This window comes from Paraburkholderia sp. FT54 (assembly GCF_031585635.1).
Lineage (GTDB): Bacteria > Pseudomonadota > Gammaproteobacteria > Burkholderiales > Burkholderiaceae > Paraburkholderia.
The window spans coordinates 3889549-3910546 of sequence record NZ_CP134195.1 but is presented as its reverse complement, the minus strand read 5'-3'; the positions used below and the strand labels follow the sequence as shown (position 1 = coordinate 3910546).

18 protein-coding genes are annotated in these 20998 nt (G+C 63.8%); 5 read left to right on the top strand and 13 right to left on the bottom strand.

The window, feature by feature from the left end; genetic code table 11:
• Positions 1–65: 65 nt before the first annotated feature.
• The 6 genes from RI103_RS17975 to argS all read right to left on the bottom strand — a co-directional run bounded on the left by RI103_RS17975 (position 66) and on the right by argS (position 7011).
• Positions 66–1652, bottom strand: a complete 1587-nt coding sequence (locus RI103_RS17975) for an ABC transporter substrate-binding protein (protein WP_310813256.1) — start codon at positions 1650–1652, stop codon at positions 66–68.
• A 260-nt stretch (positions 1653–1912) separates the two neighbouring features.
• Positions 1913–2731, bottom strand: a complete 819-nt coding sequence (locus RI103_RS17970) for a cobalamin-binding protein (RefSeq protein WP_310813255.1) — start codon at positions 2729–2731, stop codon at positions 1913–1915.
• A 3-nt stretch (positions 2732–2734) separates the two neighbouring features.
• Complete coding sequence (locus RI103_RS17965; RefSeq protein WP_310813254.1) at positions 2735–3514, bottom strand: SDR family oxidoreductase; 780 nt, start codon at positions 3512–3514, stop codon at positions 2735–2737.
• Positions 3515–3529: 15 nt separating this feature from the next.
• Positions 3530–4168, bottom strand: a complete 639-nt coding sequence (locus RI103_RS17960; RefSeq protein WP_310813253.1) for a thiol:disulfide interchange protein DsbA/DsbL — start codon at positions 4166–4168, stop codon at positions 3530–3532.
• 172 nt (positions 4169–4340) lie between these two features.
• A complete protein-coding gene (locus RI103_RS17955) occupies positions 4341–5159 on the bottom strand; it encodes an SPOR domain-containing protein (RefSeq protein ID WP_310813252.1) in 819 nt (272 codons plus the stop codon).
• A 61-nt stretch (positions 5160–5220) separates the two neighbouring features.
• On the bottom strand, positions 5221–7011 hold the full coding sequence (gene argS, locus RI103_RS17950; protein ID WP_310813251.1) for an arginine--tRNA ligase: 1791 nt from the start codon (positions 7009–7011) through the stop codon (positions 5221–5223).
• Between the two features lie 451 nt (positions 7012–7462).
• On the opposite strand from argS, the gene RI103_RS17945 reads away from it, so the two are divergent.
• Entirely contained in the window at positions 7463–7789 is a 327-nt protein-coding gene (locus RI103_RS17945) for a DUF1840 domain-containing protein (RefSeq protein ID WP_310813250.1), read from the top strand.
• A gap of 141 nt (positions 7790–7930) precedes the next feature.
• Here RI103_RS17945 and RI103_RS17940 read toward each other — a convergent pair whose 3' ends face one another.
• From RI103_RS17940 to RI103_RS17910, 7 genes are all read right to left on the bottom strand, one after another.
• Complete coding sequence (locus RI103_RS17940; RefSeq protein ID WP_012431543.1) at positions 7931–8140, bottom strand: hypothetical protein; 210 nt, start codon at positions 8138–8140, stop codon at positions 7931–7933.
• A gap of 173 nt (positions 8141–8313) precedes the next feature.
• Positions 8314–11031: a methionine synthase gene (gene metH, locus RI103_RS17935; protein ID WP_310813248.1), complete on the bottom strand. Its 2718-nt coding sequence runs from the start codon at positions 11029–11031 to the stop codon at positions 8314–8316.
• A gap of 84 nt (positions 11032–11115) precedes the next feature.
• Positions 11116–12186 carry a homocysteine S-methyltransferase family protein gene (locus RI103_RS17930; RefSeq protein WP_310813247.1) on the bottom strand — a complete coding sequence of 357 codons (1071 nt, stop codon included), beginning with the start codon at positions 12184–12186 and terminating at the stop codon, positions 11116–11118.
• Positions 12187–12471: 285 nt separating this feature from the next.
• Entirely contained in the window at positions 12472–12729 is a 258-nt protein-coding gene (locus tag RI103_RS17925; protein WP_007179533.1) for a DUF3567 domain-containing protein, read from the bottom strand.
• A gap of 116 nt (positions 12730–12845) precedes the next feature.
• On the bottom strand, positions 12846–13634 hold the full coding sequence (locus tag RI103_RS17920; protein ID WP_310813244.1) for an alpha/beta fold hydrolase: 789 nt from the start codon (positions 13632–13634) through the stop codon (positions 12846–12848).
• A gap of 185 nt (positions 13635–13819) precedes the next feature.
• Positions 13820–15112, bottom strand: a complete 1293-nt coding sequence (locus RI103_RS17915; protein WP_310813243.1) for a DUF3108 domain-containing protein — start codon at positions 15110–15112, stop codon at positions 13820–13822.
• A gap of 274 nt (positions 15113–15386) precedes the next feature.
• On the bottom strand, positions 15387–16286 hold the full coding sequence (locus tag RI103_RS17910; protein WP_310813241.1) for an IclR family transcriptional regulator: 900 nt from the start codon (positions 16284–16286) through the stop codon (positions 15387–15389).
• Positions 16287–16414: 128 nt separating this feature from the next.
• Between RI103_RS17910 and RI103_RS17905 the strand changes: the two genes are divergently transcribed.
• The 4 genes from RI103_RS17905 to RI103_RS17890 all read left to right on the top strand — a co-directional run bounded on the left by RI103_RS17905 (position 16415) and on the right by RI103_RS17890 (position 20711).
• Complete coding sequence (locus tag RI103_RS17905; protein ID WP_310813240.1) at positions 16415–17398, top strand: fumarylacetoacetate hydrolase family protein; 984 nt, start codon at positions 16415–16417, stop codon at positions 17396–17398.
• A gap of 252 nt (positions 17399–17650) precedes the next feature.
• Complete coding sequence (locus RI103_RS17900) at positions 17651–18886, top strand: ABC transporter substrate-binding protein (protein WP_310813238.1); 1236 nt, start codon at positions 17651–17653, stop codon at positions 18884–18886.
• A 48-nt stretch (positions 18887–18934) separates the two neighbouring features.
• On the top strand, positions 18935–19822 hold the full coding sequence (locus RI103_RS17895) for an enoyl-CoA hydratase/isomerase family protein (RefSeq protein ID WP_310813236.1): 888 nt from the start codon (positions 18935–18937) through the stop codon (positions 19820–19822).
• A gap of 82 nt (positions 19823–19904) precedes the next feature.
• Positions 19905–20711: a PhaM family polyhydroxyalkanoate granule multifunctional regulatory protein gene (locus RI103_RS17890; protein WP_310813235.1), complete on the top strand. Its 807-nt coding sequence runs from the start codon at positions 19905–19907 to the stop codon at positions 20709–20711.
• Positions 20712–20998 lie beyond the last annotated feature (287 nt).

Sequence of the window (20998 nt, the reverse complement as noted above, 5' to 3'; positions counted from 1 at the left end):
TCGATAAAAAAAGCCCGGTGCTTTCGCAACCGGGCTTTCTTTCGCGCGTTCAAACGCGAACGCGATTACTGCACTGACACCGCCCCAAAGTTCTGCCGTCCAAACGGACTCACGTGATAACCGCTCACATTCGTGCGCGTAATCGCGGCCGCAGTCGGATACCCAAGCGGAATCCACAGCGCCTGATCGTGAATGATCTGCTGCGCCTGTTCATACGCCTTCGCGCGTTTGGCTTGATCCGGCGTCGCTTTGCCGTCGGCGATCAGCTTGTCGAGATCCTGATCGCAGAATCGCGCGAAGTTGATGCCCGATTTCACCGCGTTGCAACTGAACAGCGGCGACAGGTAGTTGTCCGGATCGCCGTTGTCGCCGGCCCAGCCCATGAAGAGCGAATCATGCTGGCCTTGTTTGGCCTGCTTGATCAACTCGCCCCATTCGATCACTTTCACGTCGGCCTTCACGCCGATCTTCGCGAAGTCGGCTTGCAGCAGTTCTGCGCCGGCCTTCGGGTTCGGATTCAGCACGCTGCCGTTCGGCCGCACCCAGATCGTCGTTTCAAAGCCGCTCGGATAGCCCGCGTCGGCGAGCAGTTTCTTCGCCTTCGCCGGGTCGTACGGCCACGCCTTCACGGCCTTGTCGTAGCTCCACGTGTTCGGCGGGTACGGGTTCACGGCCGGCGTCGCCGTGTTGTCGAACACGGTCTTCAGATACGTGGTGCGGTCGAACGCCATGTTCAGCGCGGCGCGCACCTTCTGGTTGTCTAGCGGCTTCTTCTGCGTGTTCAGCGCGACAAACGCCGTCATGAACGCGGGCGTCTGGACGATGGCGAGCGACTTGTCGCCCTTGGCTTCAGCGAGATCTTGCGGCTTCGGCGACAAAGCGATCTGGCATTCGCCCGCCTTCACCTTCTGCGCCCGTACCGTGGCGTCCGGCGTGATCGCGTAGATCAGGCGGTCGATCTTCGGCTTCGGGCCCCAGTAGGTCGGGTTCACGTCGTAGCGGATCACCGCGTCTTTCGTATAGCTCTTCAGTTCGAACGGCCCGGTGCCGATCGGCTTCGAATTCAGATCGACCTGATTGCCGGCCTTGAGCAACTGATCGGCGTATTCGGCCGAATAGATCGAGGCGAAACCCATCGTCAGGATCGACACGAAGGTGGCGTCCGGCGCGTTCAGTTCGAACTTGACCGTGTTGTCGTCGACCTTGCTGATCGACTTGATGAGCTTTGGCAGACCCATCGACTGTGCATGCGGGAAGCCGCTCGCCCCCGCGACCTTATGCCAGGGGTTGCTGTCGTTGAGCATGCGGTCGAACGTGAAGACGACGTCGTCGGCGTTCAGCGCGCGGGTGGGCTTGAAGTAGTCGGTGGTCTGGAACTGCACGTTCGGGCGCAGATGGAACGTGTAGGTGAGGCCGTCGGCGCTCACGTCCCACTTGTCGGCCAGCGCCGGCACCACTTTCTTCGCGGCCTCGTCGTACGAGACCAGCGAATTGAAAATCACATCGGCCGACGCGTTGGTCGTGACGAGCGAATTGAACTGCACGACATCGAAGCCGTCGGGGCTCGACTCGGTACAGACGGTCAGCGGTTTGGCGAGCACGAGCGCGGGCGCCGTGAACAGTACGGCGGCAGCGAGCAGTTTGAAGCGCATAGGATCTCCCATAACGAGCGCAGTCAGGCAGTGCGTCTGGTTGTGTGGTTATGTTCCGTTGACGAGGGACGGGCGGCCTTGCGGCGTAGCCGTCGTCTTTATTGTGATACGTTTCCGGCGCTGGCGCATGGGTCGGCTGATGCCGCCAACGCGCGCGTGGGCCTTCGCGAAAGCTTATCGAAGGGTGGTTGCGGCGACAACAACATAATCCGCATATTCATATGAAGCGGCGGTCTTGTGGCGTCGTGCCCCGTACGTGCTCAGACTGCCCCGGCGCACCGCATCAAATAAGCAATACCCTCGATCGCGCGCACACCGTACCACGACACCATTTCGCCATCGATCAATTCGATGCGCTTGCCGGCCAGTCGCGGATCGCGTTTCAGTGCGTCGCAATGGACCTGCGTGAAGCGATACGGCTCGCTGGAGAGCAGGATGCGCTCGACATGGGCGAGCCACGGCGCGCTGTCGAAATCGAGCGTAGGGTAACGCGCGGCGCCTGTCGCACCGCCTTGCACGCCCGGAAGCGTGTGCCAGTTCACCAGCCGCAGCATCGCGGAGATATAGGTGTCGCGCGCTACCGTCATCCAGGGTTCGCGCCAGATCAGATACAGCACGTTCTGCGGCGCGAACGCATGCGCCGTGGCCTCGTGAAGACGGGCTTCGAGCGCTTCGCCCAGGCGCTGCGCTTCCCGCGCACGATCGAAGATCGTCCCCAGCAGCGTGTAGAGCGTCAGATTGTCTCCCGGTGTCCGAGGATGCGTCACGACGACTTGCGGCACGAACGCTTGCAATTGCTCGACGGTAGCGCGCTCGTTCTCGTCGATATTGACGATCAGATGGGTAGGCCGCAACGCACGAATGGCGTCGAGGTTCACGGCCTTGGTGCCGCCGACCTTGCGTACCGGCTGCACTTTGTCGTGGGGATGCACGCAAAAACCGGTGCGGCCGACAATTTGTTTGTCGAGACCGAGCGCGAACAGCAGTTCGGTGATACTCGGCACCAGCGAAACGATGCGCGCTGCGGCGCCTGCTGGTTCGTGCGTGACGCCGGCTGCATCGACCGCACGGGGTTGCATGGCTTACTCGGTTTCGGCGGCGGCGCGCGGTTTGCGCGGCGCGCGTTCGAAGGCGCGGTCGTAGAGCCAGCGCGGCAGCACGTGCAGCAGCATGGCCACGATGCGCATCTGCCAGGGGAACACCGCGAACGCAGTTTGACGCTCGATCGCCTGCGCCACCTTGACGGCGAAACGGTCGGCGTCCATCAGGAACGGCATGGTGTACGGATTGTGCTCGGTCATGGGCGTGCGGATGTAGCCGGGCGCGATGGTGACCACGCCGACGCCGTGCGGCCGCATTTCGACGCGCAACGCTTCCAGATATTTGAGCGCCGCCGATTTCGACGCGCTGTACGCGCCGGAGCCCGGCAAGCCGCGCACACTCGCGACGCTGGCGATACCCACCAGCGTGCCGCGTTTCGCGGCGATCATCTCGGCGGCGAACGGCTCGAACGTGGCGACCATGCCGAAGTAGTTGATATCCATCACTTCGCGGAAGGTGCGCAGGTCGCCTTCGCCGGTGACCGCGCCGCGGCTGATGCCGGCATTGGCGATCACGACGTCCGGCAAGCCGTGCCGCGCGATGAACTGCGCGGCCGCATCGGCGAGCGCTTCGGCGTCGCGAACGTCGACGGAATAGAGGGAGACGGTCTTCTGCGGATGAGACTGCTGGAAGGCGGCGAGGGCGTCGCCGCGGCGGGCAACAAGGCCGAGAATCGCGCCGCGCCGCGCATATTCGGCGGCGAGCGCGAGGCCGATGCCACTTGAAGCGCCGGTAATGAAAACCTTCAGGGGTGAACTCATTCCGGCGCCTCGGCTTTACATCTTCTTGGCGCGGATCTGCGCGACCAGGTAGTCCAGCACCTGGATCGTGCCCGGCAGGCTGTTGGTCGCAGCCGGGCCGGTTTCGTACTTACCCTGCACGGCCAGCGTCGGCACGCCGTCGATCTTGTAGTCGTCCAGCAGCTTCTTGTCTTTCTGCAGCGCGCTTTGCGTCGAGAACGAGTTATACGCGTCCATGTACTTCTTCGGATCGACGCCGTTCTTCGCGAGGAATTTGGCCTGATCTTCCGGCGTCAGCAGGTAGTCCTTGTTGACGTGGATTTCATTGAAGACCTTCGGCGTGAGCTGCCCGGCAAGGCCGAGCGCGTCGAGCGCGTGATACATCCTGGAATGCGGAATGAAGTCGTCGCGGAAGGCGACCGGCACGCGCTTGAACACCACGTCCGGAGCCTGCTTCTTCACCCAGGCTTCGAGGTACGGGTCGAATTCATTGCAGTGCGGGCAGCCGTACCAGAAGAATTCGGTGACTTCGATCTTGCCAGCGGGCACGTCGGTCGGCTGCGCGGTGGGCAGCACGGTGTAGTCCTTGCCCGACACGGGCGCGGTCGGCGATGCGTGCGCCGTGGCGGCCACGAGGCCCAGCGAGAGGAACAGAATGCTCAGCAGTTTCTTCATGTTGTGTTGACCCAAGTAGGCGTAAAACGGTGGCGCCACGCAAATGCCCGTCACCGTCTTCAAGATTCGGCGTTGGACGGTTTGAACCGTCCGTCGTGCTTGTGACACGCGCCGCACGCCGATAGTTCGGCGGCGGCGCGTCCCGGCAAATCACTGTAGGTTTATTGTTGGCTTATTGCTTCGTAAAGCGGATCACTGCGGTATCCACGCCCGCGTCCGACAGACGCTGACGGCTCGAATTCATGTCTTCGAACTTCGAGAACGGTCCGATACGCACGCGGTAATACGTGACGCCGCCGGCATCGCGCTGCGTGACTTTCGATTCGAACCCCTGGAAGGCGAGACGCGCGCGCTGCTGTTCGGCGTCCGCGGAGGTCTTGTAGGCGCCCACTTGCAGGAAGTAGCCGGTGTTCGCATCGCCCGGTGCCGGTGCCGGTGCCGCGCCCGAACTGGGCTTGGCGTTGGCGGTCGTGGCGGCCGAGCTGCTCTTCGGCGCCGAACCTGCTGCGGTGGCGGTCGGTGCGCTGGAGGCTTGCGGCTTCTTCACCGGCGCGGTGGCCGTGCCGTTGCCGTTATCCTGCGCGGGCTTCGGCGCGACCGCCTGGCCGTTCGCGTTGCCGCCGTTGGCAGGCGGCACTTCGACGATCTGCGGTTCTTCCAGCATGCCCGACTGCGTCTGCGGGTTGGTCTGGCCCGGCGCCGTGTTCGGCGGCGCCGGCTGCGCGGCTTGCGGCACCGGCTGACCCGGCGTCTTGCCCTGCAGCGGACGGTTCGGATCGTACTGCGGCTGAGTCGCACCCGAATCGGACGCCGCGGGCGGCGCCACCTTCGAGACGAATGGCGTGGGCGCACGGGTGATATACAGTGCCACCACTACCGCGATCGCGAGGCCGACGATCAGGCCCAGCACGATGCCGAGAAAAGTCCCCCCGGTTTGTTTCGATTGCTTTGTTGTGCGGCGTGGTTTTGCCATCGTATGAATCACCTGCAAAAAGAATCCTGGAACGGCCGCCGATTATAACGACGGCCGCATGCATGTTGCGCCGGAGGACTTACATCTTGACGGGAGCGGAGACGCCGATCGTCGCGAGACCGTTGGCCAGCACCTGACGCGTGGCCGCGAGCAGCGCGACGCGTGCATTGCGCTCGGCCGCATCGTCGACCAGCACGCGCTCGGCACGGTCATTGTAGAACGAGTGGAATTCCCCGGCGAGGTCGCGCAGATAGAACGCGACCGCGTGCGGCGCGAGTTCGTCGGCGGCGTGTTGCAGCATGTCCGGGAATTCGGCGAGCTTGTTCAGCAAAGCCATGGCGCGTTCGCTGGTGAGCGGCGAGACGTCCACGTCCGCCAGCGTGCTTTCGTCCGTGCTGTAGCGCGCCTTGGATTCGGCGATGACCGAGCAGATCCGTGCGTGGGCGTACTGCACGTAGTGCACCGGATTCTCGTCGTTCTGCTTCAGCGCGAGGTCGATGTCGAACACGAATTCCGTGTCGGCCTTGCGCGAGATCAGGAAAAAGCGCACGGCGTCACGGCCGCGGCGAATCGTTTCCTCGTCGATCAGATCGACGGCGGCTTCCGAACCCGGCGTCGCGCCACCCGACCATTCGATCAGATCGCGCACCGTCACGTAGCTGCCGGCGCGCTTGGAGATCTTCACCTCTTCGCCGTTGCGCATGACCGTGACCATCTTGTGCAGGATGTAGTCGGGATAGCCCTTCGGAATGCCGACACCGAGACCCTGCAGGCCGGCGCGCACCCGCGCGATCGTGCCGTGGTGGTCCGAACCCTGAATGTTGATGACCTTGGTGAAGCCGCGTTCCCACTTGGCGACGTGATAGGCGACGTCCGGCACGAAGTACGTGTAGGTGCCGTCGCTCTTGCGCATGACGCGGTCTTTGTCGTCGCCGTCGTCCGTGGTGCGCAGCCAGAGCGCGCCTTCCTGCTCGTAGGTCTTGCCGGCGGCGATCAACGCCTCGACGGTTTTCTCGACCCGGCCTTCCTTGTACAGCGACGACTCCAGGTAGTACTGGTCGAACTTCACGCCGAACGCCTGCAGGTCCATGTCCTGCTCGCGGCGCAGGTACGCCACGGCGAAGCGGCGGATCGCTTCGAGGTCCTCGACGTCGCGCGCGCCGGTGACCGGCTCGCCGTCGCTCGCCGCCACGGTGGCGCCGCTCAGATAGTCTTGCGCGATGTCGGCGATGTACTCGCCGTTGTACGCCGAAGCAGGCCAGCCTTCGTCGCCGGGGGCGAGACCGCGGGCGCGCGCCTGAGTCGACAGGGCGAGCGTGTGGATCTGCACGCCGGCGTCGTTGTAATAGAACTCACGATGCACGTCCCAGCCTTGCGAGGCCAGCACGTTCGAGAGCGCGTCGCCGAGTGCGGCCTGACGGCCGTGGCCGACGTGCAGCGGGCCGGTCGGGTTGGCCGAGACGAATTCGATCAGAACGTGTTTGCCGGCGTCGCGTTTCGAACGGCCAAAGGCTTCTTTCTCAGCGAACACGGCGGCGATCACCGCCTGCTTGGCGGCGGCCGCGAGGCGCAGGTTGATGAAGCCGGGGCCGGCCACTTCGGCGGCTTCGACGAGGTTCTTCGCCTGCGGCTGCGCGAGCAGCGCGTCGACGATCTGTTGCGCCAGCTGGCGCGGATTGGCGCGCAGCGGCTTGGCGAGTTGCATCGCCACGTTGCACGCGACGTCGCCGTGCGCGGCGACCTTGGGGCGCTCCAGCGTGATGGTGGGCGACACGAACGCGGCTTCGGTTGCGCCTTGTGTGGCAGTCGCGACCTGCTTCACCGTGTCGGCGAGCAGTGTTTCGAGGGTATGTTTATGTGCGGGCAGCATGCTTGTTGCGAGTCCAGTGAGGCAATCCGGTGATGCGGGAGAGGCGGCGGCCGCGCGACAGGCGCCGCCGATTCGTCAAAAGCGTGGAAAGCGGCATTGCGCCCGCCGCGGCGCGTCGGGCGCAATGCGTGCCCGGTATCAGGCACGTTGCCTGCAACGCATCAAGCGCGTGCTCGGCGGCCTGCCTTGGCATTCGATGCGGCGGCGGGCAGCGGCGCTAAGCGGGTTCCGGCCTACCGGCCCAGCCATGCTACCTGCGCTTCGCCGCGCGCGGCCCAATGCGGCACGCTTTTCCGTCCAGACGGATTTTAGCAGGTGCTAATATGTTCAATGAGATGCCCAGAAAGGGCCGTGGCCGCCACGCCTGATCGGCGAGCCAACGTAACGCGCGCTGGCAGCCGCCTTCGAGCCGCTCGCGCGCTAATCCACCATAACGAAAAAGGGAACGGTCATGCTGATTACTTTCAAATGCCGCGCCAGCCCGGACGTGATGATGCTGGAAAATCTTGCACAGTATCTGGTCGGCATCGTCGGCAAGCGGCTGGGTGAACGCGGCGTCATCACTCACGACGAACTGGGCCCGGCCATCGAGAAACTCGAAGCAGCGATTTCCGTCGACAAGCAGGAACGTGCCGAGCACGAGGGCCATTTCCACGAAGGCGAAGACGGCCACGAACATCACGAGATTCCGCCGGGACTCGCGCAGCGCGCGTATCCGTTTCTCGACATGCTGCGCGCGGCGCAGAAGGAAAACGCGGATATCGTCTGGGGTCTGTGATTCTGCGCTGATCCGCTGGTCGCGGCGCTTATGGAGCCGCGGCGCCCGGCGGCGCGAACCTTGCGCACCAATGAAAAGAGCCCGCTCGATGCGGGCTCTTTGTCGTTCAGAGATCCAGACCGACCGGCGCTGCCGTGCTGCTTACTGGCTGGCGGCGTCCGCCGGAGCGGCTGCGGGAGCCGACGCACCCTTCTTCGCTTTCTGTTTCTTCGGTTTCTTGACGTGCTTCACCGTAGGCGGCGAATACGAACTGACCGAACTGGAGCCGCCGGGCGCGGCGGGCTGGGCCAGCGCCGCCGTGGCGCCCAAGGCAAGCGAAACAGCGGTCAACAACAGCGTCAGCTTCTTCATACTATTTTCTCCGTTGACGATTGCAATTAGTAAGCCGACGCGTTTTGGCCGCGTCTGGCGGGGTCAAGCCGCCTCAGTCTACAAAGCCGAAAATTGCGTCGCCGCAAATATTCAGTCTTTCAAGGCCGATATAGTGGGTTTCCCGCCACGCATGGCCGCTTGCCCCTTACCGATTACAGCAAAGGCGCCAACGCCCGCTCCGCATCCGTTTTCGACAGCGACATGCGCTTTGCGTAGTCTTCCAACTGATCCTGGCCGATCTTGCCGACCGAGAAGTAAGTGCTGTCCGGATGCGCCAGATAGAAACCGGAGACGCTCGCCGCCGGCAGCATGGCGAGCGACTCGGTCACGCTCATGCCGATTTCCGTGGCTTGCAGCACGTCGAACATGTCGCGCTTCACCAGGTGATCCGGGCAGGCCGGATAGCCGGGCGCCGGACGGATGCCGTGGTATTTTTCCGCGATCAGGTCGTCGTTGGAGAGCGTTTCGGCGTTCGCGTAGCCCCACAGGTCGCGCCGCACGCGCGCGTGCAGCGCTTCGGCGAAGGCTTCGGCGAAACGGTCGGCGAGTGCCTTCAGCATGATCGCGCTGTAGTCGTCGTGGTCCTTTTCGAACTGCTTTTCCTTCACGTCCACACCCAGACCCGCCGTCACCGCGAACATGCCGATGTAGTCGGCCACGCCCGAGTCCTTCGGCGCGATGAAGTCGGCAAGCGACCGGTTCGGCCGCATTACGCCGTCCACCACCGGACGCACGCTCTGCTGACGCAGATTGCGCCACGTGAGCGCGACTTCCGAGCGCGATTCATCCGTGTAGATTTCGATGTCGTCGTCGTTCACCGTGTTGGCCGGCAGCAGCGCGATCACGCCGTTCGCTTGCAGCCAGCGGCCCTGAATCAGGCGCGCGAGCATCGATTTGCCGTCCGAGAACACGCGCCGCGCCGATTCGCCGACAATCTCGTCGTTCAGAATGGCCGGATACGGGCCGGCGAGGTCCCACGTCTGGAAGAACGGACCCCAGTCGATGTAGTTCGCCAGTTCGCTCAGATCGAAGTTCCTGAACACGCGGCGGCCGATGAACTTCGGCTTGACCGGCTGATAACCCGCCCAGTCCACCTTGGTCTTGTTGGCGCGGGCTTCGGCCAGCGTGACCATCGGCGTGGCTTTCTTGTTGGCGTGCTGATCGCGGATCCGATCGTAATCGGACTTGAGTTCGTCGAGATACTTCGCCGCGCCTTCGTCGGACAGCAGGCTCGACGCCACCGAGACCGAGCGCGACGCATCCGGCACGTAGACCACGGGCCCTTCGTAATGCGGCGCGATTTTCACGGCGGTGTGCACGCGCGAGGTCGTAGCGCCCCCGATCAGCAGCGGAATTTTCTTGATGCGGAAGTAATCGTCGCGCTGCATTTCCGAGGCAACGTACGCCATCTCTTCGAGGCTCGGCGTGATCAGCCCGGAAAGCCCGATGATGTCCGCGCCTTCGACCTTCGCTTTGGCGAGGATGTCGTTGCAGGAGACCATCACGCCCATGTTGACGACTTCGAAGTTATTGCACTGAAGCACCACCGAGACGATGTTCTTGCCGATATCGTGCACGTCGCCCTTTACCGTCGCGATGACGATCTTGCCCTTCGCGCGCACATCGGCGCCGGCTTCGGCGAGCAGCTTCTTCTCTTCTTCGATGTACGGAATCAGATGCGCGACGGCCTGCTTCATCACGCGCGCCGACTTCACGACTTGCGGCAGGAACATCTTGCCCTGGCCGAACAGGTCGCCGACGATATTCATGCCGTCCATCAACGGGCCTTCGATCACGTTGATCGGGCGGCCGCCATCAGCGGCGATCTTCGCGCGGACTTCCTCGGTGTCTTCGACGATAAAGTTGGTGATGCCATGCACGAGCGCGTGCGACAGGCGCTTCTCGACCGGCTGGTTGCGCCATTCGAGGTTCTCTTCTTTCTTCGCCGCGCCGGTCTTGAACTTGTCGGCGATTTCGAGCAGGCGGTCGGTGCCGTCTTCGCGGCGGTTCAGCACGACGTCTTCGACACGCTCGCGCAACTCCGGATCGAGGTCCGCATACACGCCGAGCTGGCCCGCGTTGACGATGCCCATGTCCATCCCCGCCTGGATCGCGTGATAGAGGAACACGGTGTGGATCGCCTCGCGCACGGGATCGTTGCCGCGGAACGAGAACGACACGTTCGACACGCCGCCGCTCACCTTCGCGTACAGCAGATTCTCCTTGATCCAGCGCGTGGCGTTGATGAAGTCGACGGCGTAGTTGTTGTGCTCCTCGATGCCGGTCGCGATCGCGAAGATGTTCGGATCGAAGATGATGTCTTCCGGCGGGAAGCCGACTTCGTTCACGAGGAAGTCATACGAGCGCTTGCAGATCTGCGTCTTGCGCTCGAACGTGTCGGCCTGGCCTTGTTCGTCGAAGGCCATCACCACCGCGGCCGCGCCGTAGCGGCGGATCAGGTTTGCGTGGTGGCGGAACGCTTCTTCGCCTTCCTTCAGCGAGATCGAGTTGACGATCGCTTTGCCTTGCACGCACTTCAGACCGGCTTCGATCACTTCCCACTTCGACGAATCGATCATGATCGGCACGCGCGCGATATCCGGTTCCGACGCGATCAGATTCATGAAGCGCACCATTGCCGCTTTCGAATCGAGCATCGCCTCGTCCATGTTGACGTCGATGACCTGCGCGCCGTTTTCGACCTGCTGGCGCGCGACCGCGATCGCGTCGTCGAACTGGTCGTTCAGGATCATTCGCGCGAACGCCTTCGAGCCGGTCACGTTGGTGCGTTCGCCGACGTTGATGAAAAGCGTCCCGGACGTGACGTTGAACGGCTCGAGGCCGGAAAGGCGCATGGTGTGATCGGTCATGGCGTATGTGCTCGGTGGCTGCGATTAAGTGCGTCGTGTTCGATAGCGGAAGTGCGGCGGCGCCTCAGCGAGACGCGGCTCGACTCAGGCTGCGTCGCGGTATTGCGTCGGCCATTGGCGCGGCTTCACTTCGGCCAGCGCCTGCGCTATCGCCGCAATATGCTCCGGCGTCGTGCCACAGCAACCGCCCGCGATATTCACAAGCCCGGCCTGCGCGAACTCCTTCAGCAAGCCCGAGGTGTCCGCGGGCAGTTCATCAAAGCCCGTATCGCTCATCGGATTCGGCAAACCAGCGTTCGGATAGCACGACACATACGTATCGCAAAGCTTGGCCAATTCCGCGATATACGGCCGCATCAAAGCCGCGCCCAACGCGCAGTTCAGACCGAACGTGAGCGGCTTCGCATGACGCAGCGAATTCCAGAACGCTTCAACCGTTTGCCCCGACAGAATGCGGCCCGACGCATCGGTGACGGTGCCCGAGATCATGATCGGCAAACGCTCGCCGGTGTCTTCGAACAATTCGTCGAGCGCAAACAGCGCAGCCTTTGCATTGAGCGTGTCGAAAATGGTCTCGACGAGAAACAGATCGGCACCGCCGTCGAGCAAGGCTTTGGCCTGCTCGTAGTAGGCCGCACGCAGTTCGTCGAACGTCACGTTGCGCGCGCCCGGATCGTTCACGTCAGGGGAAATGCTCGCGGTCTTCGGCGTCGGTCCGATCGCGCCGGCGACGAAACGCGGCCTGTCGGGCGTCGAATACTTGTCGCAGGCGGCGCGCGCCAGCTTGGCCGACTCGAGGTTCATCTCGACCGCGAGCGCTTCCATGCCGTAGTCCGCCTGGGCGACCGTGGTCGCGCCGAACGTGTTGGTCTCGATGATGTCCGCGCCCGCCGCCAGATACTGCTCGTGAATCTCGCTGATGATCTGCGGCTGCGTGATCGACAGCAACTCGTTGTTGCCCTTGATGTCGCGTCCGTAGTCCTTGAAGCGCTCGCCGCGATAGCGGGCTTCGTCGAGCTTGTAGCGCTGGATCATCGTGCCCATTGCGCCGTCCAGGATCAGGATGCGCGACTTGAGCAGCGCGGGCAGCGCCGCGCCGCGCGTGTAGGCGGCGTCGGGACGGACTGGCGTAGCGGTTTGAGCGGGCTGGTTCATGGCGGACGAGGGCTTGCGCCGGCTTTTTCGGGAAACCTGTCATTGTAGCCGCTGCCGGGCGGATCCGCCCGGCGTGGGGCGGGGGCAGCCGCCTTGGGTGTCGAGGCGTGGGGCACGAAGAAACGGTAAAGCGGCATGACAAAGAAAACGGCCCAGCAAGGCAAAAGCCTGCTGGGCCGTTTCATATTTGCCGACCGACTTGTAAAAGCCGCCGGTTTGCCCAATGACGGGGCCGGACGGCGCGGTCGATGTATGTCGCCAAAAACGTTAAGCCGAACCTTGCGGTTAGTGAAGAATCACTGGTTGATGCATCAGACTGTCGAACTGGCCAAGGAATTCGTCTACTTCGTCCAGCGACGGTTCTTCTTCGATCAACTTCTGCACGTGCTCGCGAAAACGCGCCGCCATTGCGCCGTCGATATAGATCTCACGCTGCATGTTTTTGTCGACGATCTCGTAGCCGCCTGACTTCATGGCCAGAGGACCTTCCTGTGGCGGAAACTCGACGACGCAATAGTTGGGGCTGTTGTAGATCATTTGCATGGCGACACTCCTTATTTCCGTTGGCTCCTGCCATTCCTGCGTCTTAGGTGGAGCTTGTGGTGTGGAATTCAAGGGGTGGGTCCGGATGACGCTTGTAAAGGTTCCGAACCTACCGGTTAGACCGGCCTTTCAAGAAACGTTTCAAGCAGCGCAGCAAAACGGTGAGACTGCTCGATGGGCGCGAGATGAGCGGCATCCAGCAGTTCGAAACATGCGCCTTCGATGGCGTCTGCTATCGCCTGTGTAGAAGCAGGCGGCGTGCCCGTGTCGTGGCGGCCCGCCACGGTCAATGTTGGGCATCGGATTCTTCCCAGCTTACTGCGTACGTCGAAATCGCGCAGGGCTTCGCACGCCATGGCGTAGCCTTCTGGCAACGTGTGGCTCAACACATCGCGGATCTGCTCGACTGCTTCGGGGTGCGCGGTCTGAAAATCGGCTGTCAGCCAGCGGTTCAAAGTGGCTGGCACGAGCGCCGCCATGCCGTCCTGGCGGGCCGCCGCGGCACGCTGATCCCACGTGGCGCGGGCTTCCGGCGGCGTGCCGGCGCTGCTGTCGGCGATCGTCAAGGAGTCGACGCGCGCGGGATGATCGAGTGCGAATTGCTGCGCGATCATGCCGCCCATCGACATGCCGACCAGATGCGTACTGGGTGCGCCGAGCGCATCGAGCAGCGTGGCGAGATCGTGTGACAGGTCGGCGACGCCAAACGGCGCGCCGCATGCCGCGGTCTTGCCATGACCGCGCACGTCGTAGCGCAGGACGGTGTAGTCGTCGCGGAAATAGCCGGCGAGCTGGTCCCACACGGACAGGTCGCCACCGAGCTGATGGATGAACGTTAGCCAGGGACCGCCGCCCTCATTGCTCAGCACATAGCGCGTCTCGATACCGTTGATGTTCACTTGCATGCGGGCTCCTTTGAAGGGGAACGCAGTGGAAGGTCCATTCGCGCGCGCTGTGTCCCATCTGGTCTTGGCTACACGGTTGATTTATATACACACCTCGGGCGCGAACGGTTGCAACTCTTTGTTGCGAGTCAGCTTCGCCACGGAAGTTTCGCCGATCTGATGGAGACACTGTTCGGGTTCGCCGCTTACGGCTTGATGATGCCTGGCATATTGGCGGCGTCGGTCGGATCGACCGGCGAAGCGGGTGCGGCATCGGGCGTTACTGCCGATGCGGCCGCGGGCGGCGGGTTGGCTGAATTGTCAGGAGAAGCGGTGCTCGCATCGCCATTGCTGTTGGGCGCGCTGCCGGCCGTATCGGCATTGAGCTTGCCGCGCCACACCAGTTCGAATTGCGTGCCGTTCGGTTCCGTCTGAACGATGCGCGCAGGCAGCCAGCCGAGCGACGGCGCGAGCCACACGTCTATGCGGCGCAAATCGCCGTCATGGCGGGGCAGGCGCTTGAAATGGCGCGTGTCGAGGAAACCTTGCGCCGTGCGGATGGTTTCGTCGCCGATCGTCTCGACCGGCCAGTTTTCGCCGCTATCGCTATCCACCACGAAGAACTGCCGCGTCACGCCCGGTTTGTAGGCGCCCGGGTCGCCGCGCACGAGGCTGGCGAGTTGCATCATCATGCTGAAACGGTCCTGCGCGCCATCGGGCAACGGCAGCGTGGCCGGGGTGCGCGTAAAAGCGATCTTCTTGTCGGCGCGATTGAAGATCGCGATGTCTTCCGCCCGGCGGCCGCGCTTTTCGACATACTGGTCCGGAGCGAGGCCGAATGCGTCGATACGGCCATGGCTCGAATACACGAATGTGCCGACGAAAGGCAGCGGCACGGAAACGATCATTTCGTAGCTCTGCGCGCTGCTGCTCCAGTGGATCGTGCCCGGCTGGTTGCGCACGCCGTTGTAGAACGTGTCGTACTGCAATTCGCCCGATGGCGGGACGGAGAACTTCACGCCGGGCGACGCTTGCGGCGCACTCGCGGCAGCGGGCGCGCTAGCCATGCCGGCGGCGCTTGCGGCGGCATTGGGTGCTGTGTTGGCGCTCGACGCCGCGGCCGGGGCGCTTGCCACGGCGTCCGACGCCGCGACAGGTGTTGCCGGCGTGGCTTGCTTCGCCGGTTGCAGCGCCGTCAGCACATGTTCGCGCGGCTTGCTCGCCGCGGCGTGGCGCGCCGGCGCCGGTTCAGGCGTGAGTGACGCGGCGGCCGGTTTGCGTTCGATGCGCTCGGGCGTCAGCAATGCGACCTGCACAGGCACGTGCTCATTGTCAGAGGGATTGAGCGTGGCGCGATTGCGCTCGACCCATTGCGCGGCAATCCAGTGCAAAACGGCCACGATCAGCAGCACCACGATCCAGCGCCATACGCGCAAACCGGTGCGTGGTGCACTTGGCGGCGTGCGATCGGAGCGGCGAGCGGCGGGAGCTGAGGACATCGGTCAGTGAATGTGTGCGGATTTGAAGCTTCGGGATTGACGATCAGAGCGCGTGGGCGGCGGCTGCTGCAAAACAGGCATTAGGCCTGATGCCTGCCCTGATGCATACGAGGCACGCAGTGAACGGATTCGACCGCGCAGCTGCGAGTGACGTTCCGCGTCGATGAAAACACGCGCGTTCAAGACCCGCCACAGCGCATGCAACGCCGCGCCGCCGACTCGCCGACTGAGTTCGCTTCGGAGCCGACGATCGCGAGGCGCCTGACGCCCGGCATCACGCCTGTTCGTGGCGTGGCGACGCACTATACCCCAGTTCATATGAGAGCTTTTGCGCGCACTCGCGCAATGCCGTATCGATCTCGCCGCCCCAGCGAATATCGAACGCGCCCTCATGACCGAGCGCGACGAGGCCGAGCGCCAGTTCGCCGGTCGAGTCGAACACTGGCATGCAGAACGCGTGAATGGTCGGCAGCAACATCCCTTCCACGCGCGCGGCCTGATGTTCTCGTACGTGCGCGAGAACCTGCTCGACTTCATCGCGCGTGCGCGGGCCGCCCATATGTGACGAGCGGCGCGAATCGGCCAGTTCGCGTTCGAGCATCGCCGCGGTCTTGCTCGACGGCAGATACGCGGCGAACAGCAGGCCGGTGGCGGAACTGAGCAGCGGCATCACATCGCCGAGTTTCAGCGACGCTTTTGCCGGATGGCTCGATTCCATCCAGTGCACCATGGTCGGCCCCTGATTGCCCCATACCGCGATGCCCACCGTGAGATCGAGCCGGTCGCGTAATTCGGCAAGCGCGACGCGCGCGAGCTTGACGCCGTCGACCCGGGCCAGCCGCGCGAGTCCCAATTGCAACGCGAAACCGCCTAGCTCGTAGCGGCCCGACAGCGGGTCCTGCGACACCACACCGAGGCGCAGAAAACTCACGAGATATCGGTGTGCCTTCGCCGGGCTCATGCCGGCACGCTGGGCGAGATCGCGCAGCATCATGGCGCGCGGCTCATGGGTCAGCACGTCGAGCAGTCTGAAGCCGACTTCGATCGACTGGATGCCCGAGCGCAACTTTTCCTCGCCGCTCTCGACGCTTTCGTCGTCGGGTTCGGGCGGGTCGAGCGGTTCAGCGGAGTCGGCGTCGGTGCGGATCGCGCCGGAGCGGGCAGTTGGAGGCATGAGCGAGGCGCACGCAGCGCATTCAAAAAGTGACACACGGATGAGCCGGATCGCGGGCACTTGGGCCGCGCCGATTCACCATCGTAGAATAGATTCCCTCTATCGTCACCAACACGGTTCATTCCTCTATGAAACTTGCCACGCTGAAGGACGGCACGCGCGACGGTCAACTGATCGTCGTGTCGCGCGACCTGCACACCGCGGCCATTGCCGACGCGATCGCGCCCACGTTGCAGCGCGTGCTCGACGACTGGGCCTTCTACGCGCCGCAACTGCACGATCTGTACGACGCGCTCAACCAGGGCCGCGCGCGCAACACCTTCCCGTTCGACGCCAAGGAATGCATGGCGCCGCTGCCGCGTTCGTTCCAGTGGGCCGACGGCTCGTCGTATGTGAACCATGTCGAACTGGTGCGGCGCGCGCGGGGCGCGGAAATGCCGCCCGAGTTCTGGACCGATCCGCTCATGTATCAGGGCGGCAGCGACGACTTTATCGGGCCGAAAGATGACGTGCTGTGCGCGTCCGAAGCATTCGGCATCGACTTCGAAGCGGAAGTCGCCGTGATCACCGGCGACGTGCCGATGGGCGTCACGCCCGACCAGGCGCTCAGGAGCGTGCGTCTGATCACGCTCGTCAACGACGTCTCGCTGCGCAATCTGATTCCCGCCGAACTCGCGAAGGGCTTCGGCTTTTTCCAGAGCAAGCCGGCCACGTCGTTCGCGCCGGTCGCGGTCACACCTGACGAGCTCGGCGAACACTGGCGCGAAGGCCGCGTGCACCGGCCAATGATCGTCCATTGGAACAACAGGAAAGTCGGCCAGCCGGACGCCGGCACCGACATGGTGTTTCACTTCGGCCAGTTGATCGCGCACGCGGCGAAGACGCGCAACCTGCGTGCGGGCGCGATCGTCGGCTCGGGCACGGTGTCGAACAAGGACGCCAAGCGCGGCTATTGCTGTATCGCCGAGAAGCGTTGCCTCGAGACCATCGAGCATGGCGCGCCGCAAACCGAGTTCATGAAGTACGGCGATACGGTGAAGATCGAAATGTTCGACGAAGCAGGCAAGTCGATTTTCGGTTCGATCGACCAGGGTATCGCGCCGCTGGATTGAAGCACCCACGTTGTGCGAAACGCGGCGTCGCGGCCGCATTCGCAGCGTGCCGCGCCGGATCCGAAAGGGTTTCGCCCGATGCCGCGGCGAGTGCGCGCGGCTACACTGACTGGCGCGACGGCATGGCCGGGGTGGCTGACTGCGGGTTCATCGCAGGACCGTCGCGAAGCCGCGAGTGAACGGCACGTGAGCAGGGCATGAGCCGGGACATCGGCAGCACATCAAAACGAAAAACCGACGTGAGGAGACAGCATGCCGCGAATCGAATCCCTTGAACCTGGAACCCGGCGCGCAAGCGCATCCGACAACCTGCGCCTGACGCCCTCGCGCAATCACCTCGCGCGCCTCGCCGTTGCGCTGTGCGCGGCGCTGACCGGCGTATTGCCCGGCATCGCGTTGGCGCAGGTGAAAATCGGCCTCGTGTTGTCGCTCACCGGACCGGCCGCGTCGCTCGGCATTCCCGCGCGCGATACGGTCGCATTGCTGCTCAAACAGATCGGCGGTCAGAGCGTCGAATACATCGTGCTCGACGACGCGTCCGACACGACCCAGGCCGTGCAGGACACCAAGAAACTGATCTCCGAAAATCACGTCGACGCGATCATCGGTTCTTCGATCACGCCGAATTCGCTAGCGATGATCGACGTGGTCGCCGAAGGTCAAACGCCGATGATCTCGCTGGCTTCGTCGGCGAAAATCATTGAGCCCGTGGATGCGAAACGCCGCTGGGTCTTCAAGACGCCGCAAACGGATGCGATGATGGCGTCGGCGATTGCAGAGCACGCCAGCCTGCACGGCGTCAAAACCATTGCCTTTATCGGCCAGGCCGACGCGCTCGGCGAGACCTTCTACACTGAAGTCGCGAAGTTCGCGCAACTGCATCACATCGAGATGGTGGCGAGTGAGCGCTTCAATCGCACCGATCCGAGCGTGACCGGTCAGGTCCTCAAGATTCTCGCGACGCATCCGGATGCGGTGGTGGTCGGCGCGGCCGGCACGCCCGCAGCATTGCCGCCGAAAACGCTCAGGGAGCGCGGCTACAAAGGGGTGATCTATCACAATCACGGAGTCGGGAATAACGACTTCCTGCGCGTATGCGGCGCCGATTGCAACGGCACGTTCCTGCCCGCGAGTCCGGTGCTGGTCGCCGCGCAATTGCCGGCGGATCATCCGGCCAAACGTCTCGCGCTCGACTACATCGCGCGCTTCGAAGCGGTGCGCGGCGCGGGCAGTGTCTCGGCGTTCGGCTCGTACACGTGGGACGCGGGCATGCTGCTCGGCAATGCCGTGCCCGTCGCGCTGAAAAGCGGCGCGCCGGGCACGCCGGAATTTCGCCGCGCGCTGCGCGATGCGCTCGAAGCGACACACGGTCTCGCGGACACCAATGGCGTCGTCAACATGAGCGCCACGGATCACCTCGGGCTTGATCAACGGGCGCGTGTGATGGTCGAAATCAAGAATGCGAAGTGGGTTTATCAGCCGCGTTGAACGAACGCCGCACGGTTCAACCGACACACCGATCACGGATTGCTCATCATGTCTCAGGCACCACACCGTAACGACGCGTTTTACACGCACTACCAGTCGCTCCAGTTGCATCGCCATCCGCACGGCGTGCTCGAAGTCGTGATGAGCGGCGAGGGCGCCAACAAGAGTGGGCTCGCCACCGCCAATGCGCGCATGCACTTCGAACTCGCCGAGATCTGGCGCGACATCGATCGCGATCCCGACACGCGTGTGGCGATCATTCGCGGCGAAGGCAAAGGCTTTTCCGCCGGCGGCGACCTGCAACTCGTCGAAGACATGGCCACTGATTTCGACGTGCGCGCGCGCGTATGGCGCGAGGCGCGCGATCTCGTCTACAACGTGATCAATTGCAGCAAGCCTGTCGTGTCGGCCATGCACGGACCGGCCGTGGGAGCCGGGCTTGTAGCGGGGCTTCTCGCCGACATCTCGATCGCGACGAAGACGGCGCGCATCATCGACGGGCATACGCGTCTGGGCGTGGCCGCGGGCGATCACGCGGCGATCGTCTGGCCATTGCTGTGCGGCATGGCGAAAGCCAAGTATTACCTGATGCTGTGCGAGCCGGTGAGCGGCGAGGAGGCAGAACGCATTGGCCTCGTCTCGCTCGCCGTCGACGAAAACGATCTGCTGCCCAAAGCATTCGAGGTCGCGCAGAAGCTGGCCAACGGCTCGCAAACGGCGATTCGCTGGACCAAGTACGCATTGAACAACTGGCTGCGCTCGGCGGGGCCGGCGTTCGATACGTCGCTCGCGCTGGAATTCATGGGCTTTGCCGGACCGGATGTGCGCGAAGGCGTGAACTCGCTGCGCGAACGGCGCGCGCCGGATTTCGGCGGCGCCGACCCGTGGCGCGGTCAGCCGTCGAACGGCGGCGCCACAGGCGACAAGCGCTCATGAGGCCGCCTGCCGCACGGTATGATCGAAACAGACGCGCGCGGGACGGCGCCCCTTCCTCATTTTACGCAGCGAGGCGACTAGCATGACCGATACTCCTGGCTCCACGCCGCCCTTTCCCGGCTTTCCTGGTTTCCCGCCCGCTGAAATGCTCGAGCGCATGTGGGGCATGATGCGACTGTCGCCGTTCGGCTCGGCTTTTTCCGGCGCGCAACCGGCCGGCGGTGGTCTCGGACCTTCGCTCTCGATGATGTCCGACATGATGGCGCCGCTCACCAATGTCGAGGAACTCGACAAGCGCATCACCGACATGCGCGCGGTCGAGCAATGGCTCAAGCTGAACCTGAGCATGTTGCAGTCCGCGATTCAGGCGCTCGAAGTGCAGCGCGCGACGCTCGCGACGCTGCGCGCGTTCGGCGCCTTCGCGCAGTCGTCGATGTCGCAGCCCGCGGCGGAGTCCGCCGCGCCGAGTCCCGCGCCGGCGACGGGCTGGCCGCATCCGGCGGCGGCTGCCCCGGCGCCAGCGCCAGCTGCTTCGCGCACGGCTTCGTCAGCTGACGAGCCGGCTGGCGACGAACAGGAGACGCCCGCCACGCCGCCTTTCGACGCATCCGCGTGGTGGAATCTGCTGCAATCCCAGTTCAACCAGATCGCCCAGTTCGCGATGACGCAACCGCCGGCCGCCGGTGCGGGTGCCGAGGCATCCGATTTTGCGCCCGACGATGGGGGAGCTTCGGCATCCGGCGGCAAGGCGGCGGCCGACGCGGCGCAGGCGCCGGAAGAGGACGCGGAGTCCGCGGCCAGGCGGCCGGCGGCGAAGCGGGCAACGACGGCCACGAAGCGCACGAGCGGCGCAAGCGCCGGCCCCAAAGTCACGAAAAAGTCTATTTAAAGGCAGGAATGAAACGCGGTGGCGTGACTCGGGTGTTGGCGCTGCACAGAAAGGCAAGTACGCCGTCTGTCATGGTTTTGACCCCGATCGTCCGCCACACTTCGCGAACTGGGCGTTTTCTTGCGCAAGGTCAGCCAGGCACTGTAATTGCGACTGCTACGGGGCAGGTTCAGACAAGTCAGCGTGCTATCATTGTGTAAGCTTTATTTGGCTTTTGGGCGTGCGTTGAAAACTACCAATCCAGCCGCCCTTGCTCCATTCGCCGCCGGCAACGCCGGCTCAGGGCT